13 protein-coding genes are annotated in these 15,731 nt (G+C 32.6%); 8 read left to right on the forward strand and 5 right to left on the reverse strand.

The window, feature by feature from the left end; translation table 11 throughout:
• Nucleotides 1–5: 5 nt before the first annotated feature.
• Nucleotides 6–1,214, reverse strand: a complete 1,209-nt coding sequence (gene gltS / locus AAA453_RS04670; protein WP_427706618.1) for a sodium/glutamate symporter — start codon at nucleotides 1,212–1,214, stop codon at nucleotides 6–8.
• Between the two features lie 405 nt (nucleotides 1,215–1,619).
• On the opposite strand from gltS, the gene AAA453_RS04675 reads away from it, so the two are divergent.
• A complete protein-coding gene (locus AAA453_RS04675) occupies nucleotides 1,620–2,951 on the forward strand; it encodes a Na+/H+ antiporter NhaC family protein (protein WP_427706620.1) in 1,332 nt (443 codons plus the stop codon).
• Between the two features lie 326 nt (nucleotides 2,952–3,277).
• On the opposite strand, the gene AAA453_RS04680 is transcribed toward AAA453_RS04675, so the two are convergent.
• Nucleotides 3,278–3,889 carry a DNA-3-methyladenine glycosylase gene (locus tag AAA453_RS04680; RefSeq protein WP_427706622.1) on the reverse strand — a complete coding sequence of 204 codons (612 nt, stop codon included), beginning with the start codon at nucleotides 3,887–3,889 and terminating at the stop codon, nucleotides 3,278–3,280.
• Nucleotides 3,890–4,093: 204 nt separating this feature from the next.
• On the opposite strand from AAA453_RS04680, the gene AAA453_RS04685 reads away from it, so the two are divergent.
• The 4 genes from AAA453_RS04685 to AAA453_RS04700 all read left to right on the forward strand — a co-directional run bounded on the left by AAA453_RS04685 (nucleotide 4,094) and on the right by AAA453_RS04700 (nucleotide 8,754).
• On the forward strand, nucleotides 4,094–4,738 hold the full coding sequence (locus AAA453_RS04685) for a DUF805 domain-containing protein (protein ID WP_427706624.1): 645 nt from the start codon (nucleotides 4,094–4,096) through the stop codon (nucleotides 4,736–4,738).
• A gap of 189 nt (nucleotides 4,739–4,927) precedes the next feature.
• A complete protein-coding gene (locus AAA453_RS04690; protein ID WP_427706626.1) occupies nucleotides 4,928–5,827 on the forward strand; it encodes an ABC transporter ATP-binding protein in 900 nt (299 codons plus the stop codon).
• A complete protein-coding gene (locus tag AAA453_RS04695) occupies nucleotides 5,820–7,058 on the forward strand; it encodes an ABC transporter permease (RefSeq protein ID WP_427706628.1) in 1,239 nt (412 codons plus the stop codon). The genes AAA453_RS04690 and AAA453_RS04695 overlap by 8 nt, the downstream gene beginning before the upstream one ends.
• Before the next feature lie 679 nt (nucleotides 7,059–7,737).
• On the forward strand, nucleotides 7,738–8,754 hold the full coding sequence (locus AAA453_RS04700) for an aldose epimerase family protein (RefSeq protein ID WP_427706630.1): 1,017 nt from the start codon (nucleotides 7,738–7,740) through the stop codon (nucleotides 8,752–8,754).
• A 221-nt stretch (nucleotides 8,755–8,975) separates the two neighbouring features.
• On the opposite strand, the gene AAA453_RS04705 is transcribed toward AAA453_RS04700, so the two are convergent.
• Nucleotides 8,976–9,644: an MOSC domain-containing protein gene (locus tag AAA453_RS04705; protein WP_427706632.1), complete on the reverse strand. Its 669-nt coding sequence runs from the start codon at nucleotides 9,642–9,644 to the stop codon at nucleotides 8,976–8,978.
• Nucleotides 9,645–9,807: 163 nt separating this feature from the next.
• Here AAA453_RS04705 and AAA453_RS04710 point away from each other — a divergent pair, with 163 nt between their 5' ends.
• On the forward strand, nucleotides 9,808–10,497 hold the full coding sequence (locus AAA453_RS04710; protein ID WP_069832974.1) for a ribose 5-phosphate isomerase A: 690 nt from the start codon (nucleotides 9,808–9,810) through the stop codon (nucleotides 10,495–10,497).
• A gap of 224 nt (nucleotides 10,498–10,721) precedes the next feature.
• Here the strand turns inward: AAA453_RS04710 and AAA453_RS04715 are convergent, their stop codons facing one another.
• Nucleotides 10,722–12,236, reverse strand: a complete 1,515-nt coding sequence (locus AAA453_RS04715; RefSeq protein WP_427706634.1) for a CPBP family glutamic-type intramembrane protease — start codon at nucleotides 12,234–12,236, stop codon at nucleotides 10,722–10,724.
• Nucleotides 12,237–12,497: 261 nt separating this feature from the next.
• On the opposite strand from AAA453_RS04715, the gene hutG reads away from it, so the two are divergent.
• Nucleotides 12,498–13,427 carry a formimidoylglutamase gene (hutG, locus tag AAA453_RS04720; protein WP_427706636.1) on the forward strand — a complete coding sequence of 310 codons (930 nt, stop codon included), beginning with the start codon at nucleotides 12,498–12,500 and terminating at the stop codon, nucleotides 13,425–13,427.
• On the opposite strand, the gene AAA453_RS04725 is transcribed toward hutG, so the two are convergent.
• Nucleotides 13,417–14,292: a LysR substrate-binding domain-containing protein gene (locus AAA453_RS04725; protein WP_427706638.1), complete on the reverse strand. Its 876-nt coding sequence runs from the start codon at nucleotides 14,290–14,292 to the stop codon at nucleotides 13,417–13,419. The two genes, hutG and AAA453_RS04725, sit on opposite strands and share 11 nt — an antisense overlap.
• Nucleotides 14,293–14,435: 143 nt before the next feature.
• On the opposite strand from AAA453_RS04725, the gene AAA453_RS04730 reads away from it, so the two are divergent.
• A complete protein-coding gene (locus AAA453_RS04730) occupies nucleotides 14,436–15,710 on the forward strand; it encodes a YjiH family protein (RefSeq protein WP_427706640.1) in 1,275 nt (424 codons plus the stop codon).
• The last annotated feature ends 21 nt before the right edge of the window (nucleotides 15,711–15,731 follow it).

Raw genomic sequence — 15,731 nt, forward strand, 5'->3', positions numbered from 1 at the left:
TTACTTTAACCAAAAATGTTAATGAATGCTGTAACGATTGGTACACCAAGTAAATCTATTAAGAACGCACCGACAATCGGAACGACAAGATAAGCTTTAGGTGATGCACCGTATTTTTTAGTAATAACATCTAAGTTAGCCATTGCGTTAGGTGTAGCACCAAGACCGTGTCCGATGAAACCACCAATCATAACTGCGGCATCATAATTTTTACCAAGTCCTCGGAATACGACGAAGACTGAGAATAAAACGATGAATACAACTTGTGCTAATACAATAACAATTAATGGAACTGCTAATTGATAAATTTCAGTAAGTTGAATACTCATTAAGGCAATAGATAAGAATAAGCTAAGAGAAACATCACTGATACTATCGATAATCTTCATATCAATCAGATTTAAATTGTTATATTCTGAAATATTACGTATGATAACTGCAACAAACATAGCACCTACATAAACAGGGATATTAATACCTGTTAAATCTGAGAACGTATTACCTAAATAAGAACCAATAGCCATACAGATGGCTACAATTGAAAATTGTAATAGGAAAATAGTTGTCGGTGTCATGCGATTTTTTAAGTATGAGTTTGATTTTACACTACTGTAATCTTTCATTGTTTCTTCTGCATGTTCTGGTTTTAAATTATATTTATTTATTAAAAATTTAACGACTGGTCCACCAATTAAACCACCAGCAACAAGTCCTAATGTTGCAGCTGCTAGAGCGGCTGTTAATGCGGAATCAATACCCATGTCTTGCACGGTTTGACCATATGCTGCAGCATTACCATGTCCACCTTCCATTGACATTGAACCAGCTGTTAGTCCAAGCAATGGCGGAATATTTAAAACTTTTGCGATAGATACACCGATGATATTTTGGAATACGGCAAGAACGCCACAAAAGATAAAATATAATATTAATACTTTTCCGCCTAAGCGTAGTAGTTTTAATGATGCTCCTAGCCCAATTGTTGTAAAGAAAGCAAGCATAAAGAAATTCTGAATAAAATCAGAATCTAATTTTATTGTTATAATATTCGTTGATTGTAAGACAGCAACTAGTATTGAGAATAATAAACCACCAATTACTGGTGCTGGAATACATAATCGCCTTAAAATTGATACGTGATTCACAATAAATATACCAAAAAGGTATAAAACACTCGCGAGTGCTAAAGTAGTAATAGCATCTAGCTCTAGCATTTTCATTCCCCCTCATTTTACAAATAAATCTCTCCTATAATGTGATATGTAAACAAATTTCGCACTAAAACAAGAAAGTGCTTACAAAAGCCCATTGTATTTATTATACATTTTAAAACACTATAACGCTAGAAAAGAATTAAATTCGAAAGAAAATTAATTTCATTTGTGTAAAATAACACTTTGATTTTTAATGTTACTTCATTTATATAGTATTAAAGGTAATAGCAGTGCTTCAAAATTGATTCATAATATAATAGAGGTAGTATTAAAATGAGCTATATCAATGTGATGGAACGAAAATGAATAACTGAATAAAAGAAATGAAGTTTTATGCAATGACATTCAATCGGTTTTGATATACTATATATCATATGTAAATACTAGGTTATAAGGAGTAAGTATATGGATGAATCATTAAGAAGTGAAAAACAATATGGTGCGTTAGCATTATTGCCGTTATTAATATTTTTAGTTTTATATATCGGTGTGGGGATTACATTTACGATTATGGGCAAAGAGGATGCTTTTGATCAACTGCCACGACATGTCGCTATTTTTATAGGTATTGTCATAGCATGGACTTGTTATGATAGAAAAACGAAATTTACGAAAAAAGTTCAGATTTTTACTGAACACGCAGGGAACTCAGGCATTGTAAATCTTGGATTAATATTGTTACTTGCAGGTGCTTTTTCAACGGTTACGTCTGAAATGGGGGGTAAAGAAGCTATGGTCAACATGGGTCTATCCGTGATTCCGCCAAGTTTACTTATCCCAGGAATATTTATAATGAGTGGGTTTGCTGCCTTAACGTTAGGGACTTCAACAGGAGCGCAAGCAGCATTTATTCCTGTAGGTGTAGCCGTGGCACAAGCAGCGGACTTAAGCGTAGCAGCAGCGGGTGCAGCTGTTATTGCAGGTGCTTACTTTGGTGATAATTTATCTATCATTTCTGATACAACGATTGCTGCAACGAACGGCGTAGGTGCCAAGATGAAAGATAAATTTAAAATGAATGTGCTCATTGCTATGCCCGCCGCATTCATCACAGCGATTATATATGCCATTGTTGGTGGGACTGGTAATGTAGAAGGCGATTTAAGTTTCAATTTCATTAATATTTTGCCTTATATATTTGTATTAATAGCGGCTATTGCAGGTTTAGACGTCATTCTTGTGCTTATTCTTGGTATCGGGATGGCTGGACTACTAGGTTTGGTTCAAGGTCAAATGGGTATCTTCCAATTTACGAAATCGATTGGTGATGGTATGGAAAGTATGTTCAACATTTTCCTTGTAGCATTCTTAGTATCTGGCCTTGTAGCATTGATTCGATACTATGGTGGTGTAGATTGGATCATTCAAGCTATGAAGCGAAAAGCTACAGGACGTAAAAGTGCTGAATATGTCATCAGTATGATGTCAGGTGTGCTGTCTGCTGCACTTTCACATAATACGTTAGCGATTATTATTTCGGCACCAATTGCAAAAGAGATTGGTGATGAATATAAAGTGCCACCTAAACGGATGGCCAGCTTACTAGATATATTTGCTTGTAGTGCTTTAATGGTCCTCCCTCATGACAGTGGGATGTTAATGGTAGAGCAATATGGCGATGTCTCTTATTTAGAAGTATTAAAATATTCATTCTATCCAGTTATATTGGTTATTTGTACAATTATTACAATTCAATTTGGTTTATTAGATGGGAATAAAAAGTTAAAAAATAAATAGTTGATGAAAAACTTATGCTTGATATAGAAAAAAGAGCTTCCATTTTTGGAAGCTCTCAGAGTGTCGACAAAGTCTCTGACTTTGTTGGCACTTTTTTGTGCACGCTTTCCGTGGGCACAGCCTCAGCCAGTAGTATTCGGCTAGTGCTTTTCCCGCAGGAGTCGGCCCAAATTACTGCCATTTTTCAAACAAAAATAATATAATATGTTTAAATTAAACAGTGGTGGGGTCTGTAATGTTGAATAAATCAATCGATAAAAGAAATAGAAACGAACGTAGCGGAGCTTCCATTTTTGGAAACTCCTTTTCTATATGATTATAATTAGTTATTTGCGCCAAGTATGTTCTGGGTCAGTCATATCTGATTTACGCATCTTAGAGACATAGGGATTGCCTTTTACAGTAAAGCGTAGTGGTTTAAATGTCCAGTCGCCTTTGTTTGGAATTCCAATACGTCCGCTTTCTTCAATAGCACATGGGTATTTACGATTTTTAGTGTCGATTAATAGACGACTTTCATTTAAACGAGAACCATCTAAATGTCGAGGAATATTAAAAGCTTTGGTCCACTTTCCAGGTCCGTTGGTTAATTCAAATCCACTTTTTCCTCTATTTAATTTCATGGTTTCGATACCTTCTTTAGGTTCGACAGCTCTAATTAATACACCTTCAGGGACGCCTTCATCTTTTGTGACAAAATTTATTAAAAGGTGATTGTGCATCACGTGTGCATATATCGTCCCACCTCGTTTATATAAAGATTCTACTTTGGGCGTTCTTTTTCCATTAAAACCATGAGCGGCGCGGTCTTCTTTGCCAACATAGGCCTCTGTTTCTACAATATATCCAGTGAATGTTTCGAGTTCATCTTGAAAAATCACTTTGATACCTAGTAAATCTTTAGCAATAGTTATTGTATCTCGACGTAAAAAATCCATGAGTTGTTCCTCCGATTTCTAGTTTTTTAAAAAATAAATATTTTTAAATGTTTTTTTTAGAATCAGTAAAATTGTATTACTACTTACAAAATAGTTTGTTACACTAAACTAAATAAGATATTTAAAGAATTTACATATAATGTACCAAAATTTAATGTGAATTAAAAATTATCTTTAACATATGAATATGAAAGGGGGAGTATTATGGAGCGGAAAGTTAGTTTTCTTCAAGCACTCAAATTGTTCTGGACAAACTATGTTAATTTTAAAGGGCGCTCACGTCGAAGCGAATATTGGTATATGATATTATGGCATATGATTTTTATGATACCAGGGCTAATATTACTTATTATAGGTTTTATTATGCTTGTTTCAGGTCTTTCATCTTATTCTGGTGAAATCACTGTAATTGGAGGCATTCTAATATTCATATCTTTTATATATCTTGTTATATATGGATTAGCTACACTGATTCCTTGCTGGGCATTATTGGTTAGAAGATTTCATGATACAGGTAGACAAATGTTGATTCCAGTGATTTATTTTGCCGTATTAATTGTTACTAATATTATGATTACATTAATAAATGCGATGGATCCTGAATATGCTAATATTTCTAGTATCATTACGCTGATGTTGATATATATCATTTATGCGGTATTAGGAATATATTGTTTAGTTATTTGTTGTTTGGATAGTGAGAGAAAAACAAATAAATATGGGACGAGCCATAAATATGGTAATCACATTCGCTCGAATGCTCACATGTATGAGGATACTTTTAACCCAAAAGAAAATGAGCAACTTGGACAAACTCATAATCAAAAACAAGAGGAATTAAAATACTGAAATTAAAACGCTGTTACCAACTTAGTTTAAGTGGAAACAGCGTTAGTTTTTTCTTGTGCAATATCACTTGCACAAGAAGTAATAAAGTAGAATCATGTCTAGCAAAGTTGAATTTAAAATGTAACTTTGCTTGATCTAATGGTATTATCAAAGTATATAATTTTTAAAAAGAGAGGGGTCGGGGGCATAATGTCACTAAACATTAAACATGTAACCAAGAAATATAAAGATTTTACAGCGGTTAATGATATTTCATTATCTTTAGAACAAGGTAAAATGTTAGGTTTTCTAGGCAGAAATGGTGCAGGAAAAACGACAACCTTCAGAATGATTTTAGGACTAACGCCAATCACTGAAGGTAAAATTGCATATAATGACAAACCCATAGACAAGACTTCATACAACCACATTGGCTATTTACCAGAAGAGAGAGGATTACATCCTAAAATGAAAGTAGAAGATGAATTACGTTATTTAGCTACTTTAAAAGGAATGAAGTCCAAAGAAATTACGGAAGCTATAGATTATTGGTTAGATAGGTTTGGTATTAACGAAAATAGAGAAAAGAAAATTGAAGCATTATCCAAAGGAAATCAACAAAAAATCCAACTTTTAGCAAGTATGTTACATAAACCAGAATTATTAATTTTGGATGAACCATTCAGTGGCTTAGATCCAGTCAATGTAGAGTTATTAAAATCAGCTGTTAAAGATTTAAATGATGCTGGTACTACTATTATATATAGCTCTCATAGAATGGAACATGTAGAAGAATTATGTGACAATGTCTGTATTCTAAATCGTGGAGAGCTTGTTGTTTCAGGTCCAATTGATGAAGTGAAAGCAAATCATGGTAAGAAAAGCGTCGTCATAGAAACAGAACATGAAATGCCAGAAATAGATAGCATTGACGGTGTATTACAAGTAGATAGAAGTAAAAGAGAAATCAAAGCAATGATTGAGACAGAAGAGGTTGCTGAAAAAATTTATGAAGTTGTAATACAGTATGGTTTCGTCAAACGATTCCAAGTTGTAGAACCATCACTAAATGAAATCTTTATAGCAAAAGTAGGTGACGTCAATGGATAAATTCTTTGCGACTTTTTCCTTAACTTATAAAAGTAAAGTCAAAACAAAGTCATTTGTTATTTTTACAGCTATTGTGATTCTTTTAATGGTTGGCGCGGCGAATATTAATAAAATTATTGATTTATTTGATGATGGACCTGATAAAGTAGGGGTCGTCTCATCGAATAATGAAATCTATAAAGTCATTAAATCACAAGGTGATCAACTTGATGAAGGCGCAGACTTTAAGCAATTATCAGAAAAACAAGCAAAGTCACAGGTTAAAAACGAAAAATTAGATAAAGCTTACGTTATTAAACTGAGTGAAGATAAAAAACTTTCAGGTAAAATATTGAGTAAAGATACTGTTTCAGAACAAGATAAGCAAAAATTAAAAGCGACATTATCAACTATACAAACACAATTTGTTGCAGCGAATTTAAACTTATCACAAGATGAATTAAAGCAGTTACAGTCTCAAAGTGAAGTAACTTCAGAAGTGCTTGCAGATAATGCTAACAATTCAAATTTAAGTGAAGCTCAAAAAGGCTTTAATACAATGATTGTATATGCAGGCGTGATGCTTATATTCTTTATCATTTTCAATTATGCGAGCCAAGTTGCTATGGAAATCGCAACTGAGAAAACATCACGAGTTATCGAAATGATTATTACGAGTGTGTCACCAGTGACGCATATTCTTGCGAAGATGGCAGGTGTGGTTTCAGTAGCATTAACCCAAATCAGTATATTTATTGTGGCTGGCATTATATGTTTCTTATTGTTTGATATTGGAGATATGTTAAAAGGGTTTAATATTGAACCAAACGAATTAACCGTGCAATTAATCGTCGTAGGTATCATATCAATGATTATTGGTATACTTTCATATATTATTTTAGCATCGATTTTAGGATCTATTACTGCTCGTATAGAAGATATTAATCAATCATTAATGCCAATGACATTAATTAGCATGATTGCATTTTATATTTCCTTATTTAGTATCATGAACACAGATACATTATTGGTGAAAATTACCAGCTTCATACCATTACTTTCACCATTTGTGATGTTTGTTCGTGCATCCACGCCAGATGTTGCTATATGGGAAATTGTATTAAGTATGATTATATCTATTATCACTATTTTTATACTATTATGGGTTGCAGTGCGTAGTTATAAAGATACGATTTTGAGTTTTGATAAAGGCTTTATGAGTTCGGTAAAACGTATATTTAACAAAAAATAATAATTTAAAATGAGCGATTATAATAAACTACCATCAACATGTAATATGTGGAGGTAGTTTATTTTTTATGATTGATACATTTATTGTGTATAAAAAACGTATCTTTTTAGAGTGAATAGAAAGTTGTTTATATAAAATTACTATGTACTTATATAAATTAAGTAGTAGAATAAAGAGGAAATCAACAAAGTTATAATATTATACAATGAAAATTTGGCTATTATTTGTATAATAATAGAAAAAGTATAACAATTTTTATGATTGTTTGTTAAAATTGACGATTAGTATAGATAAACATTTGACTAAATTGTTACAATATAAGAGAGTAATAGAAGAATTAGGGAGTATTAAATATTACACAAGATTTGTGTTATTGCATCACAGTGACTTTGCAAGTTAACTTATGCTAGAGGGAAGCATAGTTAATCACATTGATGTTGTTACATTTAATCGTATTATGTGTGATAGGGATTGTTCACTACAATTGAATTATTATTTTCAAAATAAATATTCAAATAAATTGGACTTGTAGTGAGACAGTTTACATTGCCTAAACACAATGAAGATCCCCTTCTGAGTTGTGATTTACAGGCCACGTTTGTAAGTGATGTTTTTATTCATGATAAAACCTGATATTAACTTTTGAAAAAGTATTGGGTTTGAAAGGGAGTAATTGATGATGTTTGCAAAAGTAGAAAGCCAAAGTAATGGTATTGATTTAATTAAAATTGATAATGAAGAAACGAAAATTGTTTTTACAAATTATGGTGCACGTATTGTCTCATGGAAGTACGATGATAATAACATTGTACTTGGAAATGTTGTAGAAGCAGATGAATTCTATGAAGAAAATCCATTTCATTTCGGGGCAACAATTGGCCGTTATGGTGGTAGAATTGCAAATGCTACTTTCGAATTAGATGGAAAGACTTATCAGCTTGACGCAAATAACGGTGAACATAACATACATGGTGGGCCAGAAGGTATTGGTACACGCTTTTTTGATTATGAAATTGAAGAGCAAGTGGGCCAAGTAAAAGTTATTTTTACAACAACTATAAAAAGTTCGGACGACCATTTTCCTGGCGATATTGAGCTAGAAGTGATTCATACTTATGATGTTGATCATAAATGGACAATTGAATACAAAGCAACCGCTACAGAGAAAACGTTATTTAATCCGATGAATCATGTTTATTTTAATTTGAATAGAGATAATAATGTGATTGATAACCATAGTATTTCAAGTTCAAAATTAGATATGTATTTATTAGGCGACGATAATATCGTTGAAAGCATGGAACCAATTGATTTAGTGGACACGTTTAACGAAAGAAACATACAATTTAAAGACATCTTTACGAGTGAGCATCCAGTTGTGAAAGCACAAATGGAACGTTTTGGCGGCATCGATCATCCATTTGATATAGGTGGCAATGAAATGACCGTTGAAAATAAACGCTTTTTATTAACAGTGAACACTGACATGCCAAATGTTGTCATTTTCACATTTAATGATACTACAAGTTGGCAAAGTGACTTTAATATTTATAAGGCACATTCTGGTTTTACGCTTGAAACGCAATGTATACCAAATGACATTAACTTAATGGGAGAAAAAGCACCATCTATATTGGAAGCTAATCAACCATACTATTCAAAAACGTCATATAAAATTTTTGAAAAAGAGTTATAGAAACTAAATTGATATTATGCAAATAAGTCTGGGACATTAATATATGTCTCAGACTTATTTTTATATTGTCAGTAGTTAACTGCATTGGAAATGCGCTTATATTAAACTTTTAAAGACTTACAATTCTTGTATTCCATTTTCTAGTCATCTTTGCCGAAGTCGAATCATACAACAAACCTTATTAGAAAAATTTAGTTTTCTATCTAGTTCCATTTATATAGTTATTTCTCTGCGATGTTTTGTGCGCGTTTTAAAAATTTTTGCAATTTTGAATGTCTCTCGTCAGTTAGATAGGGATTTTTCAAAGCATCTGTTAACCGCGTTATATTTTTATTATCGTTATAATAGATGTCATTCAGTTCGAACACTGAAAGCGGCATATGCGTGTTTGAAGAATGTATGAATTCTAAATTTGCACCATTATCTACAAATCCTTCTTTGATAACTCTAAGATAAAACCCAGTCTTGCAAGAACGCGACATGCGCTTAACTAAATCTGGAATTTTATACTTTTCTTGAATTTTCCAACATGGTTCTCTTATTTCAGATACTTCTACAATTGCTTCATCTAATTGAAATTGATCACCCAAATAAATATCATTTTCATCTAAATCGACAGCAGTTAAATTCTCACCAAACATAGCATAGTCAGGTAATGTAGAAACATCATTTTTCCATAATTCATAGTTCTTCTTACTATAAAGACATAGCGCTTTATCTGGTCCACCGTGTCCTTTATATTCTTGCTCATCTTCAATAAACCCAGTCTTCGATAACCACATTTGACTTGTAATTCTCTTTTTGTTTAAGGCTGAGCGCATCGGTCTTTTCGTACTGTATGATAAATCTTGAATTTTACCTGTAGAAATTGCATCTAGCGCATAAATCATAATTCAGTACCTCCTGCAGTTTAGTGATTATCATTTTAAAACAATTTTCAGAATATGCAAGTGAACATATATTAGCGTCTTATATTTACGTTTTTTAGCTATGTATTTTTATGAATCTCATGTACAATAAAGATAAAAGTACTGTGTGTAAAGGGGAAGCATTATGAATAAAAAACAGTTGAAGTTAAGTACATTTGATGATGCATTAGACCAAATTAAAGATGGTATGGTTGTGGGTATTGGTTCAGGTTCAACAATTGAACTACTCGTGCCAAAAATCGCAGAGAAATTAGAACAAGCACATATTGATATAACTGGCGTCTGTACTTCAAACAAAACAGCTTATATCGCAAAGGAATTAGGTATGCGGGTAGTCGATGTAAACGATGTGGATAAAATTGATATCGCAATTGATGGCGCTGATGAAGTAGACAATCAATTAAACCTTATAAAAGGTGGCGGTGGAGCACTATTTAGAGAAAAAGTAATTGATGCTATGGCAGACAGATTTATTGTTTTAATAGATGATAGTAAATGCGTAGATTATTTAGGCCAAACGTTTAAGCTTCCTGTGGAAGTAGATAAATTTAATTGGCTACTCGTTTCTAAAAAGATTGAGTCATATGGTAAGGGTAATATTAAAGCAATACGCCGTGTTGTTGATGATGTGCCATTTATTACAGATAATGGAAACTATATATTGGACTTAGAATTAAACGGAAGTATAGATGCTTACGAAATGCATGAATATTTAATCCATCTTGTGGGTGTATTGGAAACCGGTTATTTCTTAGATGTTGCTGACCAAATTATTATTGGTTCACCAGACGGTGTGAAAGTACTTGAAAAATAAATAATACAAAAAGGCGGATGAGACATGTAATTATGTCTCATCCGCTTTTTTGTACTTTTATTTAAAGGTGGTAGTCCTTTGGGAGAGGACTGACTAGTTAATAAAGCAATATAGGACGCGCAGAAAGCATAAACACAAAATGCCGACAAAGCCAGAGACTCTGTCGACACTTTGTGAGGCATACCATACTCCCCAAGTTTTAATAATGTTACGCATTAGTGTAACTAACGACGGTGACCACGTTTACTTTTAAGATTAAAAGGTGAACGCGTTTGTTTATCATTTGAATCATTGTCTACTTCTTGATCATTATGTGTGGCGTGTGTAGTGTTTGATTCAGTTGATGATGTGTCTTCAACATGATCATCATCTGTAATGGATGCTTTCGCATTACTCACAGCCGAAGATTTACGAGAAGATGAATAACGTGCACTTGTTTTTAATGACTCATTATCGTTGTCAGTTGTATCATGTTTTACTTTTTCAGTAGATGCTTCAACGGAACTATTAGTCAAATTATTTGAGTCGTTATTATCATTAGATTTTGATTTGTCATCTTCTTCATTTATTTCAACATGGTCATCATACGTCGAGTTGCTTTCAGTGTTTGTTTTTTTTTGATTATCATCAGTAGTTAAATCTGCGTTGTTTTGTTCAGTTGCTTCATTAACAGTAGATGTTGTAGACGATGCTGTATTTTTATCATCGACTGTTGAAGTTGTCGTCTTTGTTGTCTCATCAGTGTGTTGTTGATCTGAGTCGTGCGCTGTATGATGAGCCGCAGCAACACCACTTGCAGCAGTCGTTGACTTTAAGCTGTCTGAAGACGATGTGCTTGTCTTATTTTCATCTTTAACACTATCTTCATCAACATCATCATCGGTTTGTGCATCGTTTTCAGATGTTTCATTAACATGATCAAGGTAGTTGTTATCATCCACTTCATCTAAATTACGTTTTGTGAAGAAATAAAGAATCACACGAACGATAATACTTAATAGAATGTAAACAGCAGCAACAGCGGCCGTAGTTAAAGCAATTACTTTCATTGGGAACACATCGCCTAATTCTTCGTTAAATAAGAAAACGAGTCCAAATGACATTGTTGCATGGAATATTGTCGCAATGTATATTGTACGTCCTTTTGTAGCACGAATAAGTTCTCCAATAATCATTGAAAAAGCGAAAGAATAAAGGAAACTATATATCGCATAATCAAAGCTAAATGAAATATTAACATTCCATATTGAATAAATAATGCCCACAATAATAGATGCGATAAATGTATTCATCTTAGTTTCAACAATATGTTGTAAATAAGAACGGAAACCAAACTCTACTAAGAAAGCCATGATAATTTGACCAATAATAATTGATATAATTGAAACAGATAAATCGTCTGTTTGTAGAAGTACAAAACTATCAGCATAAACATTGAAGCAAATCATAGCAATAATAAAAATAATTAATGGTATGACAAGTGCTAAAATGATACGTTCTATAACTTTTAAACTAATTGAAAACTTTAAACTACCAAGTTGCGTACCTCTGTGTTTAAAGACGAGTAAACATATAACGGCAGCAATAAATGGTGCTAAGCTGCTCATGTCAAAGACAAAAGTTTTAAGAGAAATTGTACCTTGAAAATCTTTAAGTATAATAGGTGCTGCATAAGCAATAATGAAGAAAATAAATATCATCATTGCCCATTGAAAACCTGGTATACGTTTTGTATTCATTATGTAACCTCCAATAGGGTTCAGAAAAATCATTTATTCCTAATTATACATACTTCTGAGTGATAAATAAATTAAATTCAAATATTTATCATTGAAATGTAATACTTTTACAAAATCAAACGTCTAAATGCAACAATTTTAATATGAATTTCAAAATTAACTTTTAAACAAGTGGGTAAAGATAATTATAAATATAATTGAATTGGTAAAAATGTAAGCGTATACTTTAAGTGTCGATATAGTTTCAAAAGGAGGAGAACTATGTATAAATTAGCACAACGTGATTTATGGACAGGAAGAGTAGATAGTGAAACAGAGGAAACAGAATTCAGGCATTTTCAAACAATACAATTTCGTAATATTGAAGATGAGTACGATGAGCCACGTCACGGTGTAGGTATGTTAGGTTATGCGGTTGATAAGGGTGTTGAACTTAATAAAGGAAGAATTGGAGCTAAGTTAGGCCCAGATGCAATCAAGAAAACTTTTGCTAATTTACCAGTCTTGAGAACATGTTCAATTTATGATTATGGTAATGTTGAACATAATCATGAGACTTTAGAAGAAACACAACAAGAATTTGCGCATTATGTTGCTTCATCGATACAAAGACATAACCAAACCTTTTTGTTAGGGGGCGGACATGATATCGCTTATGCGCAGTATTTAGGCACACGTGAGGCGTTTCCTGATGCTTCTATTGGTGTCATCAATATTGATGCACACTTTGACACTAGAAAAGAATCTGGTTCTACTTCTGGTACGACCTTTAGACAAATTTTAGAACAGGATGAAAGTACTGATTATTTAGTATTAGGTATTCAACAAGGTGGTAACACGCAAGCACTATTTGATTACGCGAAAGAAAGAGACATCGGTTTTGTTTATTCTGATGAATTGTTACATCAAATTTCTCCTCCAATTAAGGATAAGATAGAACGTTTTATACATGATCATGATGTGATTATGTTTACGATATGTATGGATGTTATTGATAGTGCATTCGCACCGGGGGTAAGTGCAAATGCTGTATTAGGCCTATCACCACATGTTGTGCTTGAATTGGCGAAACGTATTATTCCAAGTGAGAAAGTTTCTACTGTTAGTATTGCCGAAACGAATCCAAAATATGATGTGGATAATCGAACTGCTAAATTATCTGCTAATTTTTTGCATCATTTTATTCTTTAATATTCCAATAATCAATGCATTGATTTATAAAAGAAAGTACTCGTTCTGAGTGCTTTCTTTTTTTTAGGTAGTTGATATAAATAGAACGACCTAATTTGGGACGCATTTCCAAAGCATCCAAATCCCGAGCGTTAAATGATTGATAATATACACGTGGAATAACTGCATATCCCAATCCTCTATGGACAAAATTAGTAGCCGCTTCAAAACGATCAACTTCCATAATGATATTCGGATGTATATTCATACGTGTAAAGTAATCATCAAGATGTTTACGCACTTGAGAACCTTTGGTAGGTAAGATTAATGGCAATGATTTAATAGACGTTATTTTAGTATCTGGAAAAGCATTTTTAGGTGTAATAACGACATAGGATTCCTCATATAGAGGAATAGATTTAATATCTTCATGACTAATTTGTTCATTGGTCAATGCAAGGTGATTTTCAAAATTGATGAGCTGTTCCAGTATTTTATTTTGGTCATGCACTTCAGAAACAAGGTAAGTCTGGTTGGGGTTATATTTTAAATGGATAGAAAGCACTTGAGAAATCCATTGATTTGCTGATTCTAAAATAGACACTTTGATTTTAGGCGCATGTCCCATATTAAGGTCATACATTTTTTCTATTGTTTGATGATAGTTCTGTATCAATTGTTGGGCGTAATTATAAAAATGAATTCCTTTTTCAGTGATTTTAATATCCTTAGTAGTTCTCATAAAAAGGTCATACCCTAAATTGGCTTCCATTTTTTTTATTGTAGTCGTTAAAGACGGTTGACTAATATGTAAAAAGTTAGCAGCTTTAGTGAAACTATTATATTTCACAACAGCGACAAAATACTCTAATTGAATGATTTTCAACACAAAGCCTCCTTGAATATTTGTTTTATTTATAGTCTTAAACTATTAATAATTAGTTTATTTATATTGGTAGGATATATCATATCATATTATACTTAGTAATATAGCGGGAGGCGTACTTTCATGTTAGGGGCGTGAAGTACATGTGGAAATTTTTCATTTATAGCTTGATTGGCATTATATGTTTCTTTGTACCTATAACGATTAATGGTAAATCAACAATTCTGATTGATCATATTGTTCAGTGGATTACATATTTGGTGAATCCAATTTTGCCATATTATGTATTACTTTTAATCATTATAGGTGCATTACATCCATTTATTAATAAAAAGTGGAACAAATCAAAAACTGATATTATATTTAGCTTATTTAAAGTACTAGGCGTCTTCATTGCTTTCATGATTGTCTTTGATTTTGGACCAGGATTTGTATTGAAAGAAAGTATTGGACCTTTTTTATACGATAAATTAGCGATACCACTAAGTGTGTTAATCCCAGTAGGAGCTATTTTATTAACATTTTTAGTGGGTTACGGTTTATTAGAATTTATTGGCGTAATTATGAGACCAGTAATGAGACCTATTTTTAAAACGCCAGGTAAATCAGCAGTTGATGCGGTTGCTTCGTTTGTAGGGAGTTATTCAATTGGCTTATTAATTACAAATAAAGTCTATAAGAAAGGCGACTATACGCATAAAGAAGCAGTTATCGTTGCGACAGGTTTTTCAACTGTATCTGCTACTTTCATGATTATAGTAGCTAATACACTAGGTATTATCGAACATTGGAACCTTTACTTTTGGTTCACACTTGCAGTGACTTTTATAGTTACTGCCATTACCGTACAACTCCCACCTATAAGATTTGAGAAAAACACGACATATCAGAACCAACCATATAAAGAAGAAAAACGCAGAAATATGCCTTTATTAAAAGAGTCTTGGTTAGAAGCTAAATTAGCTGTTAAAAATGCTGACTCACTAATAGGAAATGTACGTGAAAATTTACGTGACGGCGTCGTAATGACAATTGCGATATTGCCTTCTATTATGTCTATCGGCTTCTTAGGTCTAATTATTGCTGAATATACACCGATAATCGAATATGTATCTTATATATTTTATCCATTTATAAGTATATTCCCAGTCCAAGATGTAGCAATATTAGCACAAGCCTCAACCATTTCGATTGTTGAAATGCTGTTGCCTGCAGCGATTGCACAAACTGCTGATTTAGCTACGAGATTTATAGTAGGCGTAATGAGTGTTTCGGCAATTATCTTTTTCTCGAGTGTGGTGCCTGTGATTCTTTCAACTGAGATAAAAATATCAGTTGGTAAATTGGTCTTGATATGGTTTGAAAGAGTAGTACTTACTTTACTCATCACGATACCATTCGCATTATGGTTATTTTAAGATTTATTAAACAAAGGTTAA

Origin of the sequence: Staphylococcus parequorum (assembly GCF_039237145.1) — a bacterium.
GTDB lineage: Bacteria > Bacillota > Bacilli > Staphylococcales > Staphylococcaceae > Staphylococcus > Staphylococcus equorum_A.

Coding starts and splice junctions, on each gene's coding strand:
- AAA453_RS04685 (WP_427706624.1), top strand. CDS start 4,094: ATGGAGCGGAAAGTTAGTTTTCTTCAAGCACTCAAATTGTTCTGGACA.
- AAA453_RS04700 (WP_427706630.1), top strand. CDS start 7,738: ATGTTTGCAAAAGTAGAAAGCCAAAGTAATGGTATTGATTTAATTAAA.
- AAA453_RS04695 (WP_427706628.1), top strand. CDS start 5,820: ATGGATAAATTCTTTGCGACTTTTTCCTTAACTTATAAAAGTAAAGTC.
- AAA453_RS04690 (WP_427706626.1), top strand. CDS start 4,928: ATGTCACTAAACATTAAACATGTAACCAAGAAATATAAAGATTTTACA.
- AAA453_RS04710 (WP_069832974.1), top strand. CDS start 9,808: ATGAATAAAAAACAGTTGAAGTTAAGTACATTTGATGATGCATTAGAC.
- AAA453_RS04675 (WP_427706620.1), top strand. CDS start 1,620: ATGGATGAATCATTAAGAAGTGAAAAACAATATGGTGCGTTAGCATTA.
- AAA453_RS04715 (WP_427706634.1), bottom strand. CDS start 12,236: ATGAATACAAAACGTATACCAGGTTTTCAATGGGCAATGATGATATTT.
- hutG (WP_427706636.1), top strand. CDS start 12,498: ATGTATAAATTAGCACAACGTGATTTATGGACAGGAAGAGTAGATAGT.
- AAA453_RS04680 (WP_427706622.1), bottom strand. CDS start 3,889: ATGGATTTTTTACGTCGAGATACAATAACTATTGCTAAAGATTTACTA.
- AAA453_RS04730 (WP_427706640.1), top strand. CDS start 14,436: ATGTGGAAATTTTTCATTTATAGCTTGATTGGCATTATATGTTTCTTT.
- gltS (WP_427706618.1), bottom strand. CDS start 1,214: ATGCTAGAGCTAGATGCTATTACTACTTTAGCACTCGCGAGTGTTTTA.
- AAA453_RS04705 (WP_427706632.1), bottom strand. CDS start 9,644: ATGATTTATGCGCTAGATGCAATTTCTACAGGTAAAATTCAAGATTTA.